This is a genomic window from Citricoccus sp. I39-566 (genome assembly GCF_031432995.1).
Lineage (GTDB): Bacteria > Actinomycetota > Actinomycetes > Actinomycetales > Micrococcaceae > Citricoccus > Citricoccus nitrophenolicus_A.
Genome location: NZ_CP133842.1, coordinates 3,178,619 through 3,201,220, shown reverse-complemented (window position 1 = coordinate 3,201,220; position 22,602 = coordinate 3,178,619). Strand labels below are relative to the sequence as shown.

Annotated in this window: 23 protein-coding genes and 1 pseudogene; 13 read left to right on the top strand and 11 right to left on the bottom strand. The window is 68.9% G+C overall.

The window, feature by feature from the left end:
• Window positions 1–57: 57 nt before the first annotated feature.
• The 4 genes from RE421_RS14650 to RE421_RS14635 all read left to right on the top strand — a co-directional run bounded on the left by RE421_RS14650 (window position 58) and on the right by RE421_RS14635 (window position 1,838).
• Window positions 58–999: an iron-containing redox enzyme family protein gene (locus tag RE421_RS14650; RefSeq protein ID WP_309811588.1), complete on the top strand. Its 942-nt coding sequence runs from the start codon at window positions 58–60 to the stop codon at window positions 997–999.
• A complete protein-coding gene (locus RE421_RS14645) occupies window positions 996–1,214 on the top strand; it encodes a CDGSH iron-sulfur domain-containing protein (protein ID WP_309811585.1) in 219 nt (72 codons plus the stop codon). Before RE421_RS14650 ends, RE421_RS14645 begins: the two co-directional genes overlap by 4 nt.
• 66 nt (window positions 1,215–1,280) lie before the next feature.
• Window positions 1,281–1,505, top strand: coding sequence for a DUF433 domain-containing protein (locus RE421_RS14640; protein ID WP_309811581.1), 225 nt, complete (start codon window positions 1,281–1,283; stop codon window positions 1,503–1,505).
• Between the two features lie 3 nt (window positions 1,506–1,508).
• Window positions 1,509–1,838, top strand: coding sequence for a DUF5615 family PIN-like protein (locus tag RE421_RS14635; RefSeq protein ID WP_309811578.1), 330 nt, complete (start codon window positions 1,509–1,511; stop codon window positions 1,836–1,838).
• Between the two features lie 99 nt (window positions 1,839–1,937).
• Here RE421_RS14635 and RE421_RS14630 read toward each other — a convergent pair whose 3' ends face one another.
• Entirely contained in the window at window positions 1,938–2,552 is a 615-nt protein-coding gene (locus RE421_RS14630; RefSeq protein WP_309811576.1) for a class I SAM-dependent methyltransferase, read from the bottom strand.
• Window positions 2,553–2,617: 65 nt separating this feature from the next.
• On the opposite strand from RE421_RS14630, the gene RE421_RS14625 reads away from it, so the two are divergent.
• Window positions 2,618–3,325 carry an alpha/beta fold hydrolase gene (locus tag RE421_RS14625; RefSeq protein ID WP_309811573.1) on the top strand — a complete coding sequence of 236 codons (708 nt, stop codon included), beginning with the start codon at window positions 2,618–2,620 and terminating at the stop codon, window positions 3,323–3,325.
• Window positions 3,326–3,462: 137 nt separating this feature from the next.
• Here RE421_RS14625 and rfbA read toward each other — a convergent pair whose 3' ends face one another.
• The gene (gene rfbA, locus RE421_RS14620; RefSeq protein WP_309811570.1) at window positions 3,463–4,365 is read right to left on the bottom strand and encodes a glucose-1-phosphate thymidylyltransferase RfbA; all 903 of its coding nucleotides are present in this window, start codon (window positions 4,363–4,365) and stop codon (window positions 3,463–3,465) included.
• A gap of 238 nt (window positions 4,366–4,603) precedes the next feature.
• On the opposite strand from rfbA, the gene alr reads away from it, so the two are divergent.
• From alr to RE421_RS14600, 4 genes are all read left to right on the top strand, one after another.
• Window positions 4,604–5,890, top strand: coding sequence for an alanine racemase (alr, locus tag RE421_RS14615; protein WP_309811566.1), 1,287 nt, complete (start codon window positions 4,604–4,606; stop codon window positions 5,888–5,890).
• Complete coding sequence (gene tsaE / locus RE421_RS14610) at window positions 5,887–6,504, top strand: tRNA (adenosine(37)-N6)-threonylcarbamoyltransferase complex ATPase subunit type 1 TsaE (RefSeq protein ID WP_309811563.1); 618 nt, start codon at window positions 5,887–5,889, stop codon at window positions 6,502–6,504. Before alr ends, tsaE begins: the two co-directional genes overlap by 4 nt.
• Window positions 6,505–6,629: 125 nt before the next feature.
• Window positions 6,630–6,902, top strand: coding sequence for a type II toxin-antitoxin system prevent-host-death family antitoxin (locus tag RE421_RS14605; protein WP_309811559.1), 273 nt, complete (start codon window positions 6,630–6,632; stop codon window positions 6,900–6,902).
• A 38-nt stretch (window positions 6,903–6,940) separates the two neighbouring features.
• Window positions 6,941–7,651, top strand: a complete 711-nt coding sequence (locus RE421_RS14600; protein WP_309811556.1) for a hypothetical protein — start codon at window positions 6,941–6,943, stop codon at window positions 7,649–7,651.
• Between the two features lie 441 nt (window positions 7,652–8,092).
• Here the strand turns inward: RE421_RS14600 and RE421_RS14595 are convergent, their stop codons facing one another.
• Genes RE421_RS14595 through RE421_RS14585 form a run of 3 tightly spaced genes read right to left on the bottom strand, consistent with a single transcriptional unit; the run spans window position 8,093 to window position 11,235 of the window.
• On the bottom strand, window positions 8,093–9,073 hold the full coding sequence (locus RE421_RS14595) for a fumarylacetoacetate hydrolase family protein (protein ID WP_309811554.1): 981 nt from the start codon (window positions 9,071–9,073) through the stop codon (window positions 8,093–8,095).
• A 36-nt stretch (window positions 9,074–9,109) separates the two neighbouring features.
• Complete coding sequence (locus tag RE421_RS14590) at window positions 9,110–10,006, bottom strand: MBL fold metallo-hydrolase (protein ID WP_309811551.1); 897 nt, start codon at window positions 10,004–10,006, stop codon at window positions 9,110–9,112.
• Window positions 10,003–11,235, bottom strand: coding sequence for an MFS transporter (locus RE421_RS14585; protein WP_309811548.1), 1,233 nt, complete (start codon window positions 11,233–11,235; stop codon window positions 10,003–10,005). The genes RE421_RS14590 and RE421_RS14585 overlap by 4 nt, the downstream gene beginning before the upstream one ends.
• A gap of 138 nt (window positions 11,236–11,373) precedes the next feature.
• On the opposite strand from RE421_RS14585, the gene RE421_RS14580 reads away from it, so the two are divergent.
• Window positions 11,374–12,321, top strand: a complete 948-nt coding sequence (locus RE421_RS14580) for a LysR family transcriptional regulator (protein WP_309811547.1) — start codon at window positions 11,374–11,376, stop codon at window positions 12,319–12,321.
• Window positions 12,322–12,339: 18 nt separating this feature from the next.
• Here RE421_RS14580 and RE421_RS14575 read toward each other — a convergent pair whose 3' ends face one another.
• The 5 genes and pseudogenes from RE421_RS14575 to RE421_RS14555 all read right to left on the bottom strand — a co-directional run bounded on the left by RE421_RS14575 (window position 12,340) and on the right by RE421_RS14555 (window position 18,635).
• Window positions 12,340–13,272, bottom strand: coding sequence for a LysR family transcriptional regulator (locus RE421_RS14575; protein ID WP_309811543.1), 933 nt, complete (start codon window positions 13,270–13,272; stop codon window positions 12,340–12,342).
• A gap of 14 nt (window positions 13,273–13,286) precedes the next feature.
• Window positions 13,287–14,645: an MFS transporter gene (locus RE421_RS14570; RefSeq protein ID WP_309811540.1), complete on the bottom strand. Its 1,359-nt coding sequence runs from the start codon at window positions 14,643–14,645 to the stop codon at window positions 13,287–13,289.
• A complete protein-coding gene (locus RE421_RS14565) occupies window positions 14,642–15,262 on the bottom strand; it encodes an isochorismatase family cysteine hydrolase (protein ID WP_309811537.1) in 621 nt (206 codons plus the stop codon). The genes RE421_RS14570 and RE421_RS14565 overlap by 4 nt, the downstream gene beginning before the upstream one ends.
• 183 nt (window positions 15,263–15,445) lie before the next feature.
• Window positions 15,446–17,851: a calcineurin-like phosphoesterase C-terminal domain-containing protein gene (locus RE421_RS14560; protein ID WP_309811533.1), complete on the bottom strand. Its 2,406-nt coding sequence runs from the start codon at window positions 17,849–17,851 to the stop codon at window positions 15,446–15,448.
• 163 nt (window positions 17,852–18,014) lie between these two features.
• Window positions 18,015–18,635, bottom strand: a pseudogene (locus RE421_RS14555) (DUF2071 domain-containing protein).
• A 107-nt stretch (window positions 18,636–18,742) separates the two neighbouring features.
• Here RE421_RS14555 and RE421_RS14550 point away from each other — a divergent pair.
• From RE421_RS14550 to RE421_RS14540, 3 genes are all read left to right on the top strand, one after another.
• A complete protein-coding gene (locus RE421_RS14550) occupies window positions 18,743–19,255 on the top strand; it encodes a hypothetical protein (protein WP_309811529.1) in 513 nt (170 codons plus the stop codon).
• A gap of 191 nt (window positions 19,256–19,446) precedes the next feature.
• The gene (locus tag RE421_RS14545) at window positions 19,447–19,965 is read left to right on the top strand and encodes a hypothetical protein (RefSeq protein WP_309811525.1); all 519 of its coding nucleotides are present in this window, start codon (window positions 19,447–19,449) and stop codon (window positions 19,963–19,965) included.
• A gap of 119 nt (window positions 19,966–20,084) precedes the next feature.
• Window positions 20,085–20,900, top strand: coding sequence for a hypothetical protein (locus tag RE421_RS14540; RefSeq protein ID WP_309811522.1), 816 nt, complete (start codon window positions 20,085–20,087; stop codon window positions 20,898–20,900).
• 89 nt (window positions 20,901–20,989) lie between these two features.
• Here the strand turns inward: RE421_RS14540 and RE421_RS14535 are convergent, their stop codons facing one another.
• Window positions 20,990–22,456, bottom strand: a complete 1,467-nt coding sequence (locus RE421_RS14535) for a hypothetical protein (RefSeq protein WP_309811519.1) — start codon at window positions 22,454–22,456, stop codon at window positions 20,990–20,992.
• Window positions 22,457–22,602 lie beyond the last annotated feature (146 nt).

The window sequence follows — 22,602 nt, the reverse complement described above, 5'->3', positions numbered from 1 at the left end:
CCACACGACCGGACCAGCGACGGGACGGCTCGCGCCCTCCGGGACGGAGGTGGGCCGGTGCTGACCCCGCAGCCCCGCGGCGCCCTGAGCGAGGCCGTCTTCGCGGCGATGCGCACCGGTGAGACCGCGCGCCTGGGCGAGGCGCCACCGCAGGACTCTGCCGAGGACGTCCAGCTGACGCTGTGGGCCCTGTACGAGCAGCACTACCGCGGCTTCGAGGACGTGGCGGGGGAGCTGGAGTGGGACCCGCAGCTCATCGCGCTGCGGCGCGGGCTGGAGCGGGATTTCGAGGCGACCCTGCGCTCGCGGATGCCCGAGGTGCCGGACCCGGAGGGCTTCGAGGAGGCGTTCTTCGCCTTCGTGGCCGAGCACGACGGCCCCTCGCTGGCCGCCCACGTGCACCGCAAGGCCACCGAGGAGCAGGTCCTTGAGCTGCTGCGGCACCGCACCATCTACCACCTGAAGGAGGCGGACCACACCACCTGGGTGATCCCGCGCCTTTCGGACCGGGTGAAGGCCGCGGTGATGGAGCTGCAGTTCGACGAGTACGGCAATGGCGACCCCAACCGCCTGCACGCCCACCTGTTCGTCCGCGGGCTGCGGGAGAGCGGGCTGGACGCTACCTACGGCGCGTACATCGACGAGGCGCCGCTGGAGATCCTCGAGGAGAACAACGCGATGTCCCTGTTCGGGCTGAACCGCCGGTTGCGCGCGGCGTCCCTGGGGTTCCTGGCCGCGTTCGAGGCCACCAGCTCCGCGCCCTCGCGGCGGATGGCCCAAGGACTGCAGCGTCTCGGGTTCCCGGAGTCCATGGCCGAGTACTACACCGAGCATGTGGAGGCCGACGCCGTGCACGAGCAGCTCGCGGTGCGCACCATCTGCGGCGCCCTGCTGGCCGAGGAGCCCGCGCTGCATGACGACGTCTACCTCGGGGCGTTCTCGGCCATGGACCTCGCCGACCGCTACGCGGAGCGCATGCTCGCGCAGTGGGCCGCGTGAGCGGGGGCGAGGAGCCGGAGCTGGACCACCCCGACGTGATCCTCTGCCCCGGCGGACCCATGCTGCTGCGTGGGGACCACATGGTGCAGGACGAGGACGGCACCGAGCACCGGACCACCCGGCCCGTCAGCGCGGTCTGCCGCTGTGGGGCGTCCGCGATCAAACCCTGGTGCGACGGCACCCACAAGGTCCTGCAGCGCCGTCAGGGGACCTGACCCACTGTCCTACAGTGGGACAAAGATGCGGGATGCTATCCACGATGCCGTCGTTAGAATAGGGTCATGCATCTGCTCGAGCGTATCGTCGTCGATCCCGCCGTTGTCCACGGTCGCCCGGTCGTCCGGGGGACGCGCATGCGCGTCTCAGACATCCTGGCGCTTTTGGCGTCCGGAGCCAGCGAGCAAGAGATCGTGGAAGATTACCCGTACCTCACCGTTGAAGACGTCAGGGCTTGCTTAGAGTACGCCTCGGCGCAGGCCGACCACGCCATCCTGCTGGCCTCCTGACCTGTGAGGTTTTTGGTCGACGCCCAATTGCCTCCGGCATTGGCGCGGGTGCTCACGGAGCACGGCCACGAAGCGGAGCATGTCACAGACATCGGTCCTGGAGATGCCTCGGACAGGGACCTCTGGGACTACGCACTGGAGAATGACGCCGTGCTGGTGACCAAGGACGAGGATTTCCGCAACATGATCCTACTCGATGTGCGTTCGCCGGCCGTCGTGTGGGTGCGGGTCGGGAATACGCGCCGCCAAGCGCTCATTGGATGGTTCGAGCCACCCATCGAGCGCATCGTTGGAATGATCGGATCGGGAGATCGCTTGATCGAATTGCGGTGACAATGTCGCCTTTACTCGCCTCGGTGGTGGGATTCCAATGGCCAGATCTCGACAGGTCGGCAGGGCAGGATCCGGTCAGCGGGTCAGCGGGTCAGCGGGTCAGCGGGTCAGCCGCGCCAGCACACCCCTCTCGAACTTCCGGACCTCCACCAGGGTGAGCCGCCCGCCAGTGTGCTCCGTGGCGTAGGCGGCGATCGTCTCCGCCTGCGCGGGGTTCCCCAACTGGAGGAGTCCGGCGCCGCCGTCGTGCAGGTGCCGGTCCATCAAATCCACACAGGTGCGGGCCAGGTCCAGGCCGTCCCCGCCGCCGTCGATGGCCAGGACCGGATCCTCCGGGAAGCGGGAGGTCTCGGCCGAGCGGACCCACGGCGGGTCCGCCACGATCACGGCGAAGCGCTCGCCGGCGTCCAGCACCTCCTCCATCCGGCCGAGCCGGAACGTGATCCGCTCCGCCAGGCCGTGGGCGGCGGCGTTCTGCAGGGACAGCTCCTCGGCGGCGGGGTTGACGTCCACCATGACCAGTTCGCGGTCGGTGTCCCGCACGGCACCGAGACCGATGTGCCCGGCCCCGGCGCAGAGCTCCAGCACCGGGCCCTCGGGGGCGTCGGCGAGCAGCTCGGCGGCCCAGGTGGACTGGGCCTCGGTCCAGGAACGGGGCTGGAGCACGCGGTGGTCGTAGGCGATGTCCAGGCCGCAGAAGGTCAGGTGGGGCATGGGTCTCATTGTGCCGGACGAGCTGCGGTCTCCATGACGTCGCCCTCGCGCCTAGAGTGTGGTCCATGACTCATTTCGTGCTCGTGCATGGCGCTTTCCATGGCGCCTGGTGTTGGAACAACGTGGCTGCGGCACTTCGGCAGGCGGGGCACTCCGTGAGCGCCCCGGACCTTCCTGGAGCCGGTGACGATGGAACGCCACTGGAGCAGGTCGATCTGGACCGCGCCACCGAACGCGTGGTCGAGGCCTTAGAGGCCGGTCCGGAGCCTGCCGTCCTGGTGGGCCACAGCATGGGTGGGGTGGTGATCACCCAGGCCGCCGCACGAGTTCCGGACCGCGTGTCCCGATTGGTCTACCTGACCGCCTTCCGTCCGATCGATGGAGAATCCTTGCTGGACCTCACGGCCCTGCCCGAGGGCGCCGGCGACGGCGTTCAGGCCAACATCACGGTCGACGGAGAACCGCCGATCGCCACGTTCGATCTCTCGCAGGCGCGATCGGTCTTCTACAACGGCGTGGACGAGGAGGAGGCCGCTGCGGCGGAGGAGCGGTTGGACCGTCAACCACTGGCTGTCTTCGCCACTCCGGTGACCCTCGAAGGGGCCGATCTTCCGCCAGCAGACTATGTGGTCTGTACGCAGGACCAAGCCATCCCGCCGGCCCTGCAACGCCTCATGGCCGGGCGCGTGCCCGCACGGGTCAGTGAACTGGACGCCGGGCACTCACCGTTCCTCTCGCACGTCGATGACGTGGTGGGGATCCTCACCCGGTAGTTCCATGAGCGGGGTTTGCCCGACGTCGGGTGAAGGTCAGTGCCGATGCAGGCGAGGGCACTCCGGGTCCAGGATGGCCACCGTCCGCGGGTCCCCCTCATCCCGGATGCACGTGCACACCAGAGTCTGTGGCTCGCTCATGACGCGGTCCTGAGGCCGAGTTCCGAGGTTTCCCGCTCGAGTTCGAGCAGTCCGAGCAGGTATTGGCCGTAGCCGGATTTGACGAGGGATTCGGCCACGCGGCGTAGATCGTCGTCGGTGAGGGAGCCGCGGCGCCAGGCGACCTCTTCGGGGGCGGAGACCTTCAGGCCCTGGCGTTTCTCGACGGTGCGGATGAAGTCGGAGGCGTCGTTGAGGTCGTCGAAGGTGCCGGTGTCCGGCCAGGCGGTGCCGCGGGGCAGGATGGAGACCTGGAGCCGGCCCTGGGCGAGGTAGGCGCGGTTGACGTCGGTGATCTCGAGTTCGCCGCGGGGTGAGGGTTCCAGGTCCCGGGCGATGTCGATGACGCCGTTGTCATAGAAGTACAGTCCGGGCACGGCGTAGGTGGACTTGGGGTGGGTGGGTTTCTCCTCGAGGGAGAGCACCCGGCCGTTCTCGTCGAACTCCACGACGCCGTAGGCGGTGGGGTCCTTGACCTGGTAGCCGAACACGGCGCCGCCGTCGAGGTCCTGGAAGCGTTCGAGCTGCTCTCCCATGCCGGCGCCGTAGAAGAGGTTGTCGCCGAGCACCAGGGCCACGGTGTCCGTGCCGATGTGGTCTTCGCCGAGCAGGAAGGCCTGGGCGAGCCCGTCGGGGGAGGGCTGGACGGTGTAGGTGAGGTTGATGCCGAAGCGGGAGCCGTCGCCCAGGAGCCGGTGGAAGGCCTCGGCGTCGTGGGGGGTGGTGATGATCAGGATGTCCCGGATGCCGGCCAGGATCAGGGTGGACAACGGGTAGTCGATCATCGGCTTGTCATAGACCGGGACCAGCTGCTTGGACACCCCCAGGGTGATCGGGTGCAGTCGGGAGCCGGTGCCACCGGCCAGGATGATGCCCTTCATGCCCTCGAACCTAGGGAGGAGCGGGGGTGCGGGTAAGGCGGGTGCGTACTCGTTCGGTACGTGGGCAACCCCAGATGCACGACGCCGGCCACGCGCCTTCTGCGCGCGGGCGGGACTTCACCGGTTTTCCGCTGGACGAAGCCTGCACGTCATGGCGGGCTTCTTCCTGGTCCTGGTGAACCTGTAGTCCGGTGTTGACCGTGGAATGTCCGCCGCGGGTGGAAGAATGGACAGCATCATGTCTGCAGACCACGCCACCGACCCACGCGCCGACCACCATTCGGGCTTCCGGCAGCACCCCCGTCCCGGGCACACCCCCACCGGGTCCTCCAGCACCACCGCGGCGCTGAAGCGGTCCGGACCGGCCGAGAGGGCCGCCGTCGTGGACCTGGCCGCCATCCGGCACAACGTGGCCGCCCTGCGCTCCTGGGTGCAGCCGGCCGCGCTGATGGCCGTGGTCAAGGCGGACGGCTACGGGCACGGCGCGGTGCCCGTGGCGCGAGCCGCCCTGGACGCCGGGGCCACCTGGCTGGGCCTGGCCCACGTCTCCGAGGCGCTCGAGCTGCGCGAGGCCGGGATCTCCGCGCCCATGCTGGCCTGGCTGCACACCCGGGACACCCCGTTCGGCCGTGGCGTGGAGGAGAACATCGACCTGGGCGCCTCCGGCTGGGAACTCGAGCCGATCGCCGCGGCCGCCCAGCGGCTGGAGCGCCCCGCGCGCGTGCACCTGAAGGTCGACACCGGGCTGGGCCGCAACGGCTGCACCCTCGAGGACTGGCCGCAGGTGGTGGCGCACGCCGCCGAGCTGCAGGAGTCCGGCCTGATCCGCGTGGTGGGGATCTTCTCCCACCTGGCCGTGGCGGACGAGGAGGAGCGCGAGGCCGAGACCGACGAGCAGCTCGAACTCTTCCACTCAGCCGTGGAGACCGCGCGCGCCGCCGGGCTGAACCCGGACGTGCGGCACATCGCCAACACCCCGGGCATCCTCGACCGCCCGGACTCCCACCTGGACCTCGTCCGCGCCGGCCTCGGCATCTACGGCCTCACCCCCTTCAGCGACCGCCCCGCCGAGGACTTCGACCTGCGCCCGGCCATGTCCGTCACCACCACGGTGGCGCAGAACAAGGCGGTGGGCCCCGACCACGGCGTCTCCTACGGCTACCGCTACCGGACCACGGCGGCCACGCGCCTCGCGCTGATCCCGCTCGGCTACGGGGACGGGGTGCCGCGCACCGCCCTCGACGCGCCCGTCTCGATCGGCGGCCAGCGGTACGAGGTGGCCGGGCGGATCGCGATGGACCAGTTCGTGGTGGACCTGCTGACCGAGGACCCTGCCGTGGCGCCCGTGGGGGCTGCCGTGGAGCTGTTCGGGCCGAAGTCCGGGATCACCGCCGATGAGTGGGCCTCGGCCGCGGGCACGATCAACTACGAGCTGGTGACCCGGATCGGCTCCCGCGTGACCCGCATCCACGTGGACACCCAGCCGGGCGAGGACACCGGCGCCCCGACGGGCCCGGGCCGGTGAGGGACCTGACCGGCGCCGCGTCCCGGCTGCCCGAGCCGGTCCAGCGCGTGGAGGTGACACTGGACGGGGCCGAGGCCACCCAGGCCTGGGCCGCTGAGCTGGCCTCGGTGCTGCGGGCCGGCGACGTGCTCATCCTGACCGGCGAGCTGGGCGCGGGCAAGACGACCTTCACCCAGGGCCTCGGTGCCGGGCTGGGCGTGCGCGAGGGCATCATCTCCCCGACGTTCGTGCTCTCACGGATCCATCCGGCTCTGGGTGACGGCCCCGATCTGGTGCACGTGGACGCCTATCGGCTGGGCTCCGCCGGGGAGTTGATGGACCTGGACCTGGACGCCACCGTGGACCGTTCCGTGACAGTGGTCGAGTGGGGGAGGGGCCTGGCCGAGACGCTGGCCGGCTTCCCCGACGATCCGGCCGCTTCCTGGCTGGATCTGGAGCTGGTCCGCGCCACCGGCAGCGGTGAACCGGGCGGGGCCGGCGTCCGGGCCGACGCCGAGGCCGGGACCATCATCACCGACTTCTCCGACGAGGACGGGACCGGCGCGGACGAGGTGCGCGCCGCCGTCGTGCTCGGCTACGGGCCCCGCTGGTCCGGGACCCGCCTCCCCTCCTGACCGGAGCCCAAACCCCGGCGTTTTGCGGGCAGAAATTGCTAGTGCATGAAGCAACGGGGGCGAGACGCATGTCTGGTAGGGCCGAAAGTATGTAGTTTATGGCCATCGGTCGCTAGGATTGGCCGATGAGCACTGAAGGATTCCTCCGGGTCCCTGCCACGCTGGCGAACCGCAAAGGGGCCGCCTACGTCACGGCCAAGGCCCAGGAGCAGCCGGTGGTGGTCACCAGCCACAACAAGCCCGTGTCCGTCACCCTGTCACCCGAGCGGTACGACGACCTGGTCCGGACGGTCCGCGAGACGCAGGACCAGGTCCTGGCCAGCGCCGCCGCCCTGGTCTCCGATCGGTCCGCCTTCCGAACCCTGGAAGAAGCACGGGCCAAGCTGGGGCGTCGTTGAGGACAGGGGAGTCTTTCCCGGATGACCAGGCTGAGATCGTGGTCTCCGAGCAGGTGATCGAATGGATCGACTCGAACATCTCCACCGAGGAGCAACTCCAGGTCCTGGAAGACATCGTCGCCATCTGCCGGGTGCCCTGGGGCAAACACCCACTGTCCAACCGCGGCGGCCAGAAGCTGGCCGGGTTCAACACAGCCGAGTCCGTCAACCGGACCTATCGGATCGTCTTCCGCTCGACGATCACCGACGGCGGCGCCGGACTCGTGGAGGTCGTAGCCGTTGGTCACCGGCGCGATGGCTTGGTCCACGACGTGGCCCACGCCCTCGTGGCCTCCGGCGTCCTCACGGCGTCCGAGGTGCAACAGATCTGGGAGATGCTCGAGCTTCTCGACCAGGTCATGAGTGACGTGACCGGGCTGGAGCAATGGGACTACATCCCCGATCCCGCGCCACCGGGCGTGCGTCAGGCGGCCGTGGCATCCGGCCTGCTCGATGAGGGCGTGGCCGCGTTGCTGACCACGGATGAGATCACCGCAGCCATGACCGCTGGCTGGGACCCGGACACCGGTGAGCCCAGGCCGGATAGGGCCCTGGAGGCAGCCCTTCGGCGCCTGGCGTCCAGCGCGGATCCTGACCGCCTCCTGGCCCTCCGCGGTAGGCCACGCTGCGGTGCCCCGATGAAGATCGCCAAGGCGGCGTGCATCCGACCACGCGGCCACGCCGGCGCCCACAGGGCGTCCGTCAGCTGACCGGGTCGGCGGCCACCTCAATGCAACTAAGTCCCACGAATTGACGCGGGACCCCGGCGGTCTTGAGCAATTCGTGGGACTTCGTTGATGCCTGGACTTTCGCAGTTTCGGCGGCTGTTGACAGGAGTGATCGCGCCCCCGACGTGTCGGCGTGATTCCGGGGTAGGCAGACGATAATCATCGGCGGTGTCAAAAAGCACCGACCAAGGGGAACGGACAGACCGAGGGGAGCGGACCAGCTGAGGAGGGGGCCGGCGTCGTGCCCTTCATCACCGACTTCTCCGATGAGGACGGGACCGGCGCGGACGAGGTGCGCACCGCCGTCCTGCTGGCCTACGGCCCCGGCTGGGTGGGCCCCGTCTCCCGTCCTAGCGTCCGGCCGGCCGACTCCAGCGTCTTGGGAGCAATCCCAACGCGGTTCAACATGCCATCACTGCGACTTCAGTCCACCCGCCGACGCTGTCTCGTGCGCGGGCGGGCAGCCGGAATCGGCGGGGCCGGAACCGGCGCGCCCACGGTGTTCTGGATCTCCCCGAGGCCTTCGATCACGAGGCGTACCGCATCTCCCACGTTCAGTGGCGGCGGTGTGAGCCCCCCATTTCGTCCCCACAGCTCTCCGAGACAGCCGCCGTTGCCCACGGTGCCTGAGCCGAGCACATCACCCGGGACAACACGCGAGTTACGGGAGGCATAGGCCACCAGTTCGGGGAACGGCCACCCCATGTTCGACACCAGGTCCTCGCCGACCAGTTCGCCGTTGATGTACGCCTCCGCTCGCACGGCGAGGAACCCCTCGGCGTCGAGGTAGGGGGCGAATTCATCGGCCGTGACAATCCACGGGCCCAGGGTCATGCCGAAGTCCTTGCCCTTCGCTGGCCCTAAGCGCACCTGCATCTCCCGGGCCTGCAGATCACGCGCCGACCAGTCGTTCATGATGCAGTACCCGAAGATGACTGATTCGCCCTGATCGACATCGAGGTTGGACTCGGGAGCATCCGGTCCGCCGCCGATCACGGCCGCCAGCTCGAGCTCGAAATCGAGTCGCTCGCAGACCGGAAACCCGATGACCGCGCCCGTTCCGGAGATCGTGTGGGGATTCGTGAAGTAGAAGGTCGGCGCCTCGTACCACTCGGCGGCGACGTTGCTCTTGCCCTCGACCCCTGCGCTCACGCCCTCGACGTGCTCTTCGAAGGTGACGAAATCGCGCACCGTGGTCGGCGTGAGCGGGGCGAGGAGCTGAATGTGGCTCAGCGACGTCCGCGGTGCTGACTGCACCCGATCGAACAGCTTCCGCGCTCCGTCGAGCCCCTGCTCGAGCACCGAAGCGACGGTCATCCCGTCAGGGAACGGGACGACCGCGTCGTCGATGACGAATCCCTCGCTGAGGGTGCCGTCGGGATCGGTCCATCGTGCAAGTTTCATGCTGCTCTCTTCGTGATCTGGGGGCGGAGGAACGGGTCATGCATGGCAGTCGAGTGGAGCCCCGCCGTTGTACTCGTACATGTCTTGCCACGCGGCCGGGATGTCGACCTCCGTACCGCGAAGCTCGGCGAGTGCACGGTGCAGGTTGCCGACGATGCGCTCGCGCTCGGGCCAGTCCGCGAAGGGACCGAGGTCGAGGGCGCGGGCCGCCTCCAAGGGGTCGAGTCCGCGCTTGTCGGCATCTGCCGCTGCCTCGGTGACGAAGGAGAGGTAGGTCCGCACCGGCTCGAGCACCTCAGGTCCGCCCACTGGCCCGTGGCCTGGCACGACGACGGCGGGCTCGAGTGCGGCGATTCCGTGGAGCGCTTGCTGCCAGCCGTGGAGGGAACCCGAGAGGGCAAACGGGGTGCCGCCATTGAAGACGAGGTCACCGGTGAAGAGCACGCGCTCGGTCGGCAGCCACACGTAGGCATCGCCCGAGGTGTGTGCAGTCATGCCGGGGTGCCGCACCTCGATGGGCCGGTCACCGGGCGCGATGGTGACGGACTCGTTGAACACGACCGTGGGTAGCCGGGGTTGGACAGCACCCTGGTCGAACGGCGTGAAGAGATGCGGAGCCAGAGCGTGCGGTGCGCGAAGTTCCTCCGCCACCCCTCGATGGGCAATGATCTCGGCCTCGGGCAGTAGCGAAGCCCCGTTGCAGTGGTCCGGATGCGCGTGGGTCAGGATCACGCGTTGTACCGGACCGCCGGTGGCAACCTCCACCGCATCGAGATAGTCGCGGGTCCGTCGCTCGGTCGAGGTGACGTCAACGCTCGTCAGCCCGTCTGGACGAGCAATGAGCCCCATGTTGTTGATCATCCAGCCGCCGTCGGGCTGGATGTAGGCCCACACGTCTTCGGTGAGTTGCTGCAGTACTGGCTGGTCGTTCATGAATGCGCCTTCGTGAATTTCGGCAGGGTGAGGAGCAGGATGGCGGCGACTGCCATCATCGAGGCGGCCATCACGAGCGGACTCGAGTAGCTCCCCTGGGAGTCGAAGAAGAACCCGGCGACGACCGGCCCGAGGGCGCTACCGACCATGAACAGGCTGTAGACGAAGCTGTAGAGGGAGGCGAAGGACTGGCGACTGAAGTATCGGGAGCTCAAGTAGCTCATGAGGTCGATCTCCGCACCGAAGCCGATGCCGATCAGCAGCGCTGTCAGCGGGGCCAATGCTGCACCTCCCCAGAGCAACAGGAGGCAGCCGATGGCTGCGGCGATGAACATGGGCACGGCAACATACGTGGCGTAGAAGCGATCGAAGAGCCAGCCGATGACGGGACGGGCGATCACGGTCCCGACGCCGATGAGAGACGAGAGGAAAGCCGCCTGCACCGGGTCCACGCCGGAGTCGATGAGCAGGGGCACGAAGTGCGGCACCATGGTGAGCAGGGCCCAGCCGAGCAGGAAGAAGGCGGCGCACAGGATCCAGAACTCGCGGCGTCGTATCGCCTCGCGAAGGTGTGCGGGCTTGGTGGCAGTCCCGGCGAGGGGCTCCATCGCCGTGGATGACGGCGCACTCAGCCGTGCGAAGAAGACGAGCACGAAGGGAAGCGCCGCCAGCGCCGCCATCGTCAGATAGGCCCCTCGCCAGCCGGCATCCGCAATGATCATGCCCATGAGCGGCGGAAGCAGCAGGCCGGCCGAGCCCAGGCCCCCAGCCATGATGCCGAGCGCGATGCCGCGACGCGTGTCGAATTTCTCGACGATGGCCTTGGAATACGTGACGGCTGACGTTCCGGCCCCGAGCAGGCCTGCGAACGCGTAGAACATCAGGAACACCGCGAGGCTCGACGTGAACAGGCCGACCATGGCGAGTGTGATGACGAGCAGTGGTACCGAGACCAACGTGACGCGTTTGACGCCGAATCGGTCCAGTAGTTTGCCGACGAACGGCAACGCGAAGGCGAGTCCGAGTGAACTGACCAGGCTGGCGAGGTTGATCTGGCCGCGGCCCCATCCGAACTCGCTCTGCAGTGGCACGACGAGTGTGCCGAGGATGTACCCGAGCGAGCTGAAGCCGACGCCGGCGCCCACTGTGGAGAACAGGAGGGCAGGCCATCCTCGCCGGAACTCTCCCGTAGGCGTCGGCCGCCGGGGCGCCTCAGTGACCATGGTCATGATCGATCTCGCTTTCCTTCGTCGGTGGAAATCGCGCTGCCTGAGGCAACGCATGAGATGATCGTCACACCCGACTAGTATTCGTACAATCGCCAAACTGAAATGGCGCATATCCGTGAAGCAGATACTGGAGGAGCCGTGGCTCGATTCGACCTCAACATGCTGCGTCCGCTCCACGTGCTGCTGGAGGAGCGCAGCGTCACCCGCGCTGCCAGCCGGCTACACCTGAGCCAGCCGGCGACCTCGGCCACGCTGTCACGGCTCCGGCGGCACTATGACGACGAACTGCTCGTCCGAGCTGGCCGCACGATGCAGCTCACGCCCTTCGCGCGTGATCTTCTTCCGGCCGTGGTGCACGCGATGACGCAACTCAAGCCGGTCATCGACCGCAAGCTGATCTTCGACCCGTTGCAGAGTGAACGCCGATTCGTGATCGCCTCGACGGACTACATGACGGCGATTCTCGCCGGCCCTCTCCTCGAAACCTTCGCGAAGGAGGCGCCGGGCACCTCCATCGACTTCGCACCCCAACCTTCCCGTGACGGAACACTCGGTGCCTTCGCATCGCTCGACCTCATTGTCGGGCCGGACGGCTTCGGGATTCCGGGGAATTCCAGCGAATTGTTCACCGATGACTTCGTGCTGATCGCCTCTCAGGACAACGAGGTCCTGGCACGGACACATCCTTCACTCGAGGACCTGGAGGCGCTGCCGCACGCCGTGGCCTACCTCAATGATCCTGATCAGGATGCTGTTCAAGGTCTGCTCCGTCGAGCGGGAATCGGTAACACCATCAGCGCCCGATTGTTCGGCCTCGCGACCCTTCCGTTGCTGGTGGCTGGTACGCAGATGGTGGCGTTCGTTCCTCGGATGCTCGCAGCCAAGGCTTCGCGAACGCTGGCGCTATCGACGTTCGAGCTGCCCGATGACCTGTCGATTCCGATGGCTGAGCGCGTCTACTGGCATCCACGCGACGAAGATGACCCGGCGATCGAATGGCTGCGGGGCGCCCTGGAACGTACCGTGCCGATACTCTCGCGGACGCCGAGTGGCCCGGCGCCTCGAAAACTCGACCGCAAGCCTTAGTTCGCCGAGCGCCGCCGGCTAGATCCCGCCTTCTTCCCGCGCCCAAGCCAAGACGGCACCGTCGATCTCCCGCTCGGCCGCCGTCGGCTCCGCTGCGGCCCCGATCATCACCACCGGAAGGAGCCCCCAGCTCGGATCGAGCTCGGACCACTCCACCCCGTCCTGGGCGAAGGCGGGCTTCCGGGCGCAGAGCCCCGCGGGGACGATGGTGGCGTGGCCGGGCAGCGTGCACAGCGCGGCCATGATGGAGGTGTGGTCCACCACCGTGGTGCCGGCCGGGGTGATCGCCTCCAGCATCGGGCCGGTGATGCCGGCGTGGTCGGTGAAGACCGGGTCGTCCATGAGGATGAACTTCCGACTGGCGAAGAACTCCCGGAGGGATGCGGTGGAGTAGGGCTCGGCCAGGGACTCGCCCCGGGGATGGACGACGGCGAGCGGCTCCTCCCACAGGACGGTCTCCTTCGCGCTCCAGGCCTGGGGCGCCGGGGTGGCGTAGGTGATCCCGCGGGTGCACACGCCGTGCGCGACCATGGACTGCAGCCGGGCGGAATCGGTCACGGTCAGGTGCACCCCCTCGATGGCGTCCAGGGCCTGGACGAGCTGGGCGATGCCCTCGCCGACGATCCATTCGTCCACGGCCACCGACTCGAGGGCCGCGTGCGCGTCCAGGATGCTGGAGGTGCCCGAGTGTCCGCCGTCCTGCTGGGCCATGGCGGTGGCTGTCTGCAGGCGGATCAGGTGATCGGCGATGGTCGGTAGGACGTGCCGTCCCTGGGGCGTCAGCTCCGCCCCGCGCCAGCTGCGGCTGAACACGGCGAAGCCCAGCTCGGCCTCCATCCGTTTGATGCGCAGGCTGATGGTCGGCTGGGTGGCGAACAGTTCCTGAGCGGCCCGCGAGATGCTGCGGTTGCGGGCCACGCTCAGGAACGTGCGCATGGTCTCAACGTCCATGCTGCCTATTCAACCTAATCAACAGCCGGTACCAGGTTCTGTGCCACCGGGTCCCGGGTGCGCTTGCGCGGCGCCGACTCCACCAGGAACAGCACCATGAGGAAGGCGAAGACGATCCCGCCCAGCGCCAGATAGAGCGGGGCCTGGATACCGAAGGCCGTGGCCAGCTGACCCGCGACCACCGGGGCGATGCCACCGCCGAAGATCTCGCCGATGCCCATGACCGCGCCGGCGGCGGTGGCCATCAGCGCCGGGGGCACGGACTCCACGGAGACGGTGGCCGAGACCAGCGCCAGCGTCCCGTTGACGCCGAGCGCCACGGCGAAGAGCAGCAGGAAGATGGTCAGGGTGTTCGGTCCCTGGGCGATCAGCAGCAGCATCATGGCCAGTCCGAGCGCCAGGGCGATCAGTGCCGCCGGCTTGCGGCCGATCCTGTCCGAGATCCCCGGGATCAGCAGCTGGCCGGCGAAGGCGCCGAAGCCGATGCCGGAGGTGGCCAGGCCCATGTCCTGCAGGCTCATGTGGTGGAAGTCCGTCAGGTAGCTCGGCACCATGGAGCTCATCACGAAGATGCACGTCATCGCACCGCACAACGCCAGGGTGCAGAAGACGATGTTCCGGTACCGGAAGACGTCGATCCACCGGTGGCGTTCGGCCTCGCCCTCGCCGTGCAGCACGGACGGGGACGACGCCGGCCCCGCCGGGACCGCTGCAGGGTCCGGTTGGCCGTCGTGCTCGGCTTCGAGCAGGTCCTCGCGCAGCTCCTCGGGCTCGCGGATGGTGCGCCAGATCAGGAAGCCCAGGATCAGGCCCGGGATGACCATGATGGCGAACACCCAGCGCCAGCTGGGCAGCACCACGAGCAACTGGGTGGCGATGATCGGGCCCAGGCCGATGCCGAACAGCGCGAAGGTGCTCTGCTGGAAGCCCATGTTCAACCCGCGCCGTTTCGGGGCCGAGGCCTCCGCGGTGGAGGCCACCGCCGTCGGGCTGAAGGCGCCTTCGGTGATGCCCATCAGGGCGCGGATCAGGATCAGGGACATCAGCCCGCCGGCCAGTCCCGTGAACACCGAGCACAGCGAGAACAGGATGATGCCGGGGACCATGACCTTGCGCCGGCCGAAGCGGTCGGAGAGCCGGCCCATGAACAGGGCGGAGATGCCCCAGGCCAGCCCGAGGGCACCGATGATGTTGCCCAGGTCCGCGTAGTCCAGTTCGAGGTCGGCCATCATGGCCGGGAACAGCGGGGAGATGATCCACCGGTCCAGGCCTACAAGGCCGAAGCCCAGCGCCAGGAGGATGACCGCGTTGCGCTCGTACCGCCGTCGTTTCTGCGGGGTGTCCAGGCGGGGCCTGGCGGTCAGGCGGCTCACCGCCGTGCCTCCGTGGCTCCGTCGGTGAACCCCTGGAGGATCTCGGCGTTGCTCAGCACCCGGCCGAAGTAGCGGGTGATGGCATCCAGGGTGGCGGTCTGCGCGGTCTCCGACAGGGCGCCCGTGGACTCGCCGGCGAAGGCCACCTTGAAGTCCCGCATGAAGGCGCTGCGGGCGGTGGACTCGCAGCACACCTCCGTCAGCGTGCCGGCGATGACCAGGGTGTCCACGGTGCGGTAGCCGCGCACGGTGTTCAGCAGCACCTCGAGGTTCGTGTTGTAGAAGGCGTCATAGCGGTGCTTGCGCACGTAGTGGTCCTCGGCGCGGGCGTCCAGTCCGTCCACGATCTCGATGCCGTCCGTGCCGTCCCGCATGCCCTCGGTGAGCAGGAGCTGGTTGTTGGCGGTCTCCAGCGGGGAGACGTTGAAGGAGTCGTAGAGCACGTGCTGGGTGAAGATCACCGGCACGCCGGCGCCCCGGGCTCCTTCCACCAGCTCGCGCATCTGCGGGATCCGCGCCCGGGCCATCGGCACCTCCATGGGCCGGCCCTCCTCCACGAAGTCGCGTTGCATGTCCACCACGAGCAGCGCGCTCGAGGTCGCATCAAAATTCCACATGAAAAGTCCTTTCTGGTTCCTTGTTTTTGATGCTAACTGCGATGGATCACACAGTGGATATAAAGAGATTTCATGGCCTGGGGCGGTGCGCGCTGTCCCCGGACACAGCGAAGTCCCACGGATTGCCCGGAGACCCTGGGGGTCTCGGCCAATGCGTGGGACTTCGTTGGTGCTGCTCGCGGATCAGCCCTGGGTGTTGTCGTACCGCTGCAGGAAGGCCGAGATCTCGCCGCGGGTCACGGCCTCGGAGGCGTTGAAGTGGCCCTCGGTGTCACCGATGGTGATGCCCTGGGAGGCCAGCCAGGTGATGGCCTCGTAGTGGATGTTGCCCGTGGTCAGGTCATCGAAGGGGCTCTCCCCGGGGGCGGTGTGCTCCGGCCCGGCGAGCCGGTACAGGAACGTCGCGAACTCGCCGCGGGTCACCGACTGGTACGGCTGGAAGGTGCCGTCGGCGTAGCCGAGCGTGATCTCCTCGGCGGCGGCCCAGGTGATCGGTTCGTAGAACGAGTTGGCGTCCGTGACGTCGTCGAACGGGCTGTCCTCCGGGGCCTCGAACTCCGGCTTGACGAAGCGGTGGAGGAAGGCCGCGGTCTGACCGCGGGTGACGTCCCGGTACTTGCGGAAGGTGCCGTCCACGTAGCCGGTGGAGATGTTGTTGGCGGCCATCCACTGCACCGGGGCGTAGAACGCCGAACCCTCGGGGTTGTCCGAGAAGGTGATCGGCCCCTCCGGCTCCGTGGAGCCCTCGGTGACCTCGAAGGTCAGGGACTCGGTGGAGACGTTGCCGTGCACGTCCGTGGCGGTCACCTCGGCGGTGTGCTCGCCGGCCTCCAGGTCCTCCGGCACGGGCAGGCGCCACAGGTGGGAGGTGCGGTCCGCCACGGAGCCGCCGTGAACCAGCTGCTCCTGCACGGCCGTCGGGTCCGAGTACTCGGCGCCGGTGTACTGCTCCTCGCCCTGCATCGGCTGGGTGCGCTCGGCCGCCTGGGCCTCGCCGCCGTCCACCGAGACCTCCACGGTGGAGCCGGTGGCGCCCATGAAGAAGTTGGTGGTCAGCCAGGTGTCCGCCAACTCGTCCTGGCCCACGGTGAGCGGGTCCTCGAACTCCGGCGCGGCGTCCTCGGCGTCGATGTTCTCCTCGAACCAGTCGCGGTAGGCCGGGGTGTTCAGGCCCAGGGCCATCTGATCGGTGCCGTCGTCCCCGGTGCGGGTGAAGCGCTCCGAGACCTGATTGCCCTCCAGGTCCATGGTCAGCACGCCCGGGTAGGCGCCGTCCCGCTGCAGGGCGGTGGGGTAGCCGTCGTCGAGCATCTCTCCGGAGTACCAGTCGCCGGAGATGGCGCCCACGGTCAGGTGCGGGAAGGGCAGCTCGTCCACGTCGAACAGCTCCTTCCAGGAGGCCAGGCTGTCGCCCTCGCGCAGGTTCTCGATCGCGTGCACGTGACCGGCCAACGAGATGGCCTCGCGACCCTCGAGCAGCTCGTGGATCTCCTTGACCTGGTCGGTCTGGTGCTGGGTGCCGTTCTGGTCGGCGAAGCCCAGCAGTGGGATGTGGGCGGCGATCACCACGAGCTTGTCCTCGGGGGTGTTGGCGATGTCCTGGCGCAGCCACTCCATCTGCTCCTCGTCGATGGCCCCGTTGTACGTGGTGTCCCCGGAGAAGGGGTACTCCACGTTGTTCAGCGCCACGAAGTGGGCGTCGCCCACGTCATAGGAGTAGTACTCCGGGCCCAGGCCCGCGCGGTAGGAGTCGAAGGCGTGCTCCTGCTCGGTGGCGTCGAAGTCGATGTCATGGTTGCCCGGCAGGAAGCGGGCGGGGCCGTTGATCATCTCGGTCAGCGTGCGGATGCCCGGGTAGAGGGACAGGTCGTCCCCGGCCACGTCCCCCACGAACAGGGCGCCGCAGTTCTCATAACCGGAGCGGGCCGCGAGGTCGGCGAAGGCCCCGGCGCGCGCGTACTCGATCTCCTCCTCGGTGTAGGTCTGCACGTCTCCGCCCACCAGGCACTCCTGGGTGGCCGCGGCGGCGTCCTCGTCCTGCGCCAGCGGGAAGTTCACGGCTGCCGGCAGTGCGCCGGTGGGCTCCAGCCCGCCGTACTTCAGCTCCGGGGAGCCCTCGGGGAGGTGGTGGTAGTGGAACTGGGCCACGTTCTCCTCATCCACCGGGACCTGGTAGCCGGCCGGCTGGGTGACGAACGCCGTCATGTTCTCGAAGGCCGGCAGCTCGTAGGCGCCGTCCTCGTCCGTGGTGACGATGTCCCGGCCGTTGGACACGCTCACGTCCGCGATGCCCGGCTCGTCCTCGTCCTGCTGCGAGTTCTGGTTCAGGTCGTCGAAGACCACACCCTCGAGGACCTCGGGGGTCTCGTCGGCGCCGTCGACGACGTCCACGGAGCCGCGGAAGGCCGTCTCGTCCCAGGCGGCACCGGCATCGGCGGCTGGGGTTGCGGCGGTGGTGGGCGCGGTGACGGGGGTGGCCGCCGCGGCGGTGACCGCCGGGCTCAGCAGCGCGCCGGTGGTGGCGAGGGCCAGGGCGCCCGCGGCAAGGCGGGCCTTTCGGGGCCTGGTGGGGCGAGTGAACGCGTTCACGAAGTACCTTCCGATGGAGAAGTGGTCCGGCCGGGGGTAACCGTTTTGCGCTCTCCACCCTGAACCCCGCCTGTGAACGGTGGTGCACGGGAAGGTGTACGGCAGCGACGTCTCCGTGTCACTTGGGCGACCCGTCCTTGAAGGTGCAAGTTCGGCCCCGTGCTCAGGCGGGGCGGGGGACCCCGAGCCGGGTGTGCACGGCGGGCGCTGCGTGGACGAGCGGGTCCTCGGTCGGTGAGGGCAGCCTCGCCCAGCGCAGCGGTGCGGTGAGGCTCTCCACCGGTGGCGTCCGTCCTGCCTCCTCCAGCGGCCGCCCGACGTCCACGGCCGCCTGGAACCAGCTGTCCGATCGGGTGCGGAGCCCGTGCGGTGTGCCGAACCGGTAGGTCCAGCGCGCACCGTCCACGGTCAGGGTCGAGCGGGAACGCTCATAGGGCAGGCCGAGGCCGGGGAGGGCGGCGATGAAGGTGAGCCGGGGCACGACCATCCCGAGGAACCAGATGCCGTCCCGGCCGTTGCGCGTGCGCACGTAGGCCCGCACGTTGAGCTCGGGGAAGGCACCTCATCCCGGAGGTGGCGGCAGGCCCGGGAGGCGGACTCCCGCCATCTGGAACGGGGTGACGCCGATCCACGTGAGTCCATCCCAGTCCTGCACGGTGAGCTCGTCCGGAACCAGCCGCTGGACGGTCGCGACGTCGTAGGGCCAGTGCAGGAAGGTGAGGTGTACCCAGTCCTGGAGATTGACGGGCCGATGAACCTGATGGTCGGGAACACGTCCGCTCATCGCCGGCTGCCATCCCTTCGTCCCTGGTCGCGCCAGTGTAGGTGAGCGAGTGGGCATGGAGAAGACCTGTGCGTGATGCGGGTCACATCAGCGATTAGACTGGGACCATGGATGGGGAAAGACTCAAGCGCGTGTTGCGGGCCTGCTTCGAGGCCCAGGTGATGAATCACGGAGACTACAGCCTGGTCTACGGCCGGCTCTCCGGTTCCGGCTCGGCTCTGGTGCTCGGCTATCGTCACTCGCCGCTGGAGCTGGTGATGTGCCCGGCGGATGAGAGGTTCCTGGCCGGGATGGACGGCGCGGGACACGGCGGCGTGGCCCCCACGCTGGCGCCGGTCTCCAGCGTCGGGCTGACGAACGTGGCCACGGTGGCGGACACCGGCACCGCGTATCAGGTCGAGACCGTCACCGGGGTCCGCACCAGTTTCGAGGTCGTCGGGGCCCCGCGGATTCTCGCCGGGGCATCGTCCACCGGGATCGGCAGCGGCACCGCGGTCTTGGAGCAGCGCCAGGACGCTGAGGACTTCCATCGGTTCATGGGCGACTTCATGGACACCTTGGACGGCTTCTACCGGGTGCCGGACACCGTCGATTTTCCGGGGGCGCTCGTCGCCCAGTGATCCATCGTGGGCGGCCCGTCCCGTGGTGCTCCGCACCGCGCTCGGGGCCTCCCAACCCGCTCGCCGCCGCGATGGGTAGTTCTCCCCATCGCGGCGCCGACCGCCGGTGACTAGCGTGGTTCACGAGGAATTCACCTTCCGGTTCGGCCGCACCCGGCGCTCTCGGCATCGGAAGGGCGGGAGGAGATTGCATGCGGACGCTGGCCATGGACCTGCCGACGGACTGGGTCCGGTACCCCGTGGACGGGTTCCACCTGGTGGCTGCCGCTCCCGTGACGGAGGCCGCCGAGCGCATGTTCACGGACGGCCTGGAGCCCGGCGGGGCACTGCCCGAGCCCGAGCTCGCCGCCAACATCGTGGCCACCACCTACGCCGGCGAACCGGTGGGACTGTGCGGACTGGACCGCCTCTACGTGGTAGAGGACGTCACCTGCACCGTGGGCGGGCTGCCCGCCCGCCGCATGGACCTCACCCGCTGGACCGGCCGCAACAACGTCTTCACGCGCCGCTGGCTCGTCCAGGAGGCGCTCGCCGCGGGGCGGGCCACCCTGGAGATCAGCGCCAGCTGCCTCATCAGCGACTACCAGCAGCTTACCGCCGTCTTCGACGCCGCCATCGCCAGTGCCCGCTTCACCGCGGCCCCGGAGCACCCTGCGGGCGAGCCCTTGGGCTGGCTCGGCCGGCCGGCCCTGCTGCGGGCCGTCGCCTGATGCCCGCCACGGACCGGCATCGCCAACACCACCAGCCCATTCATGACGTGGAGGCGCTACAGCGCCACCTCGGGGGAGAACAACGACGCCGGACCGCCAGTCCCGAGGACCCTGGCCAGTTGGGCAGCGCCGACCTCGAGGTGCTCCAGTCCGTGCACCGACTCGGCTCCCTCGGCCGCTTCGCGACGTTCCGCAACCGCAGCGCCATCGGCCGGCTCATCCGCGAGGGCTTCCTGACCCTGGACGGGGTGCTGGACGCCGCCGGCCAGGACTTCATGCACCCCGTGGCCACCGCGGAGGACGTGCTGGCCCTGCGCGGTCAGTGCGGGACCGTGCGCACCCTGATGCAGTCCTGGCTGGCGGGGGAGCAGGTCTCCACCGTCTCGGGTGTGCCGGGCGCGGACGTGATGGCCGGCGTCGTGCAGGAGAAGCGCTCCCGCTATACCGTGTCGCTCGCCGAGCGCGGCGCCCTGGCCTCCCAGGCCTGCACGTGGGCCGGCGTGCGCGCCGCGCCCGCCCTGCTGGGTGGCGAGCTGCTGGTGGACGAGGACGAGTTCACCGCCCGCGTGATCGATCCGCAGCACCCCGCCCCGGACGGCTCGCCCGCTGAACTGGAGCAGCTGTGGGGCGAGCCCTGGTTCGTGTGGGAGGTGACCTCCTCCGCGCTCGGCGTGAACCTCGCGTTCATCAGCGCGCAGGGGGGCGGGAACTACGTGTTCGGTGCGGACGCGGAGGCCTCAGAGCGCGACGGCCGGCTGCTGCTGCGCCTGGCCCCCGTCACCGCGCGGACCGTGTGGGAGACCCTGTGGGTGCTGTCCCACGGCGGCGGGGAAGCTGGGGGTGGTGCGGCCGGCGAGGGCCAGCGCGAGGTGCTGGGGGTACCGCAGACCGGCACCCACCAGCTCCCTCCGCCAGACCTGCCCGCTACCCGCTGATCGGCACCCCATCCCGACCAGCAGGCGTTACGGTCACGCTTGAGGGTGACTGCATCGGCGATTCTCGACGCTTGCCGTGATCGTAACCCTCAGTGGTCGTGGCCTTCGTGGCCTTCGTGGCCTTCCTCCTCAGCGTGGCCCTCGGCGTGCTCCGGGGCCTCCGGGTGGCCGTCCACGACGGCCATCTCCACCGGCGTCACGTCCAGGTCCACCTCGTTGACGACCTCGCCGGACTCCAGGTCGATGACCACGAGCTGCTGGTTCGCCGCGTCCGTCACGTAGGCCATGGACCCGGCGGTCTTGAGGATGGGGCCGGGCTGCTGCCACTCCTCGTGCTCCTCCCACGCCTCGATCGCCGGGATCTCGGCGGTGACCTCACCGGTCTCCTCGTCGATCACCTTCAGCTCGCCGTCGTAGGTCAGCACGAGCGCCTCGCCCTCCGGCCCGCGGGCCAGCGAGCGGAACCAGTAGGAGGAGCCGAGCTCCACGGTCTGCAGTTCATCGGTCAGCGAGTTGATCAGGGCCACCTGCGTGGGCCGCTCGAAGTCGGCGTCGGCCTCGGTCTTGAGGTCTCCGAGCACGATGGGGGAGTCCTCCGAGCCGGCCAGGTTGCCGGTGCGCTGGTAGTCCGATTCGGCCGCGACCTTGTGGAACTCGCCGTCCCGGTAGATCACCGGACCGTCCTCACAGCCCAGCACCACCACGTCGCCGTTCTCGTTCGGCGCCGCGGCGGCCTCGCCGTGCACGCCGGTGCAGTCGTTGGTCTCGGCGGCGACGTCCTCGCCCTCACCGCCCAGCACCTGCACGGTGTCCCGCGCCTCCTCGGTGCCCTGGGTGGTCAGCAGGCTGCCGTCCACCAGCTCGAGGGCCACGCCGTGATGGGGCGCGTCCGTGGAGGCGGTCTCGGTGCGCGGCTGGCCGTCCTTGAGGTGCTCGGAGGTGAAGGTCTGGATGGAGCCGTCGCCGTCCGCAAACAGGGTGGTCAGGCCATGGTGCATCACCACGTGGCCGGCGTGCGGGGCGTCGAAGGTGATGCCGCTCAGGCCCGGGGTGGACTCGTAGTAGTGGAAGTGGTCGCCGTGACCCTGGGCATCGATCCCCGTGTTGTAGACCTCGAACCGGTCGCCGTGGGTGACCATGACGTGCTGGCCGTCCCCGGCGTTGTTCAGCCGCAGGAAGCCCTGGAGCTCCTCCTCGTGGACCACCTCGCCGGTTTCGCCGTCGATGGTGACCAGCCCGCCCTCGTGGCTGATCACCAGGCGCGGGGTGAGCGAGGCGACCTCCGCGCGGGAGTCCCGCTGGGCGGCGTTGACGGGCTCCGCCGGGTCGGCTGAGTCGGTGGCGCTGGCGGAGCCTTCGGACGTGCCCGACGCCGGCCCCTCGCCCCCTCCGGATCCGGCACCGGGCGCGCTGGGCGCGCACGCCGAGAGGGTGAGGGCCAGCGCCGCGACCGAGGCGAGGGATCCGAGGCGGCGGGTGCGCCGCCGTCGGGCAGGGTTTGGTGCGTCCGAAAACGAGCGGGCAGGGGCGAGGTAGGGCGGGAGTGATCGGTTCATGCCGATGACTCTAAACGCAATTGCGAACCATTTGCAATAATTGCCCCGGGCGCCCCGCCCTCGTCACCGCCGGGGATCAGTCCTGGGAGATGACCTCCAGCGCGTCACCGACGCACTCGGCTCCGGCGGTCATCACTTCACGTGCA

Bases quoted from the DNA above. Each gene is read 5' to 3' on its own strand.
- RE421_RS14640 (WP_309811581.1), top strand. From the start codon at position 1,281: ATGCATCTGCTCGAGCGTATCGTCGTCGATCCCGCCGTTGTCCACGGT.
- RE421_RS14630 (WP_309811576.1), bottom strand. From the start codon at position 2,552: ATGCCCCACCTGACCTTCTGCGGCCTGGACATCGCCTACGACCACCGC.
- RE421_RS14625 (WP_309811573.1), top strand. From the start codon at position 2,618: ATGACTCATTTCGTGCTCGTGCATGGCGCTTTCCATGGCGCCTGGTGT.
- rfbA (WP_309811570.1), bottom strand. From the start codon at position 4,365: ATGAAGGGCATCATCCTGGCCGGTGGCACCGGCTCCCGACTGCACCCG.
- alr (WP_309811566.1), top strand. From the start codon at position 4,604: ATGTCTGCAGACCACGCCACCGACCCACGCGCCGACCACCATTCGGGC.
- RE421_RS14605 (WP_309811559.1), top strand. From the start codon at position 6,630: ATGAGCACTGAAGGATTCCTCCGGGTCCCTGCCACGCTGGCGAACCGC.
- RE421_RS14595 (WP_309811554.1), bottom strand. From the start codon at position 9,073: ATGAAACTTGCACGATGGACCGATCCCGACGGCACCCTCAGCGAGGGA.
- RE421_RS14590 (WP_309811551.1), bottom strand. From the start codon at position 10,006: ATGAACGACCAGCCAGTACTGCAGCAACTCACCGAAGACGTGTGGGCC.
- RE421_RS14585 (WP_309811548.1), bottom strand. From the start codon at position 11,235: ATGACCATGGTCACTGAGGCGCCCCGGCGGCCGACGCCTACGGGAGAG.
- RE421_RS14575 (WP_309811543.1), bottom strand. From the start codon at position 13,272: ATGGACGTTGAGACCATGCGCACGTTCCTGAGCGTGGCCCGCAACCGC.
- RE421_RS14565 (WP_309811537.1), bottom strand. From the start codon at position 15,262: ATGTGGAATTTTGATGCGACCTCGAGCGCGCTGCTCGTGGTGGACATG.
- RE421_RS14550 (WP_309811529.1), top strand. From the start codon at position 18,743: ATGGATGGGGAAAGACTCAAGCGCGTGTTGCGGGCCTGCTTCGAGGCC.
- RE421_RS14545 (WP_309811525.1), top strand. From the start codon at position 19,447: ATGCGGACGCTGGCCATGGACCTGCCGACGGACTGGGTCCGGTACCCC.
- RE421_RS14535 (WP_309811519.1), bottom strand. From the start codon at position 22,456: ATGAACCGATCACTCCCGCCCTACCTCGCCCCTGCCCGCTCGTTTTCG.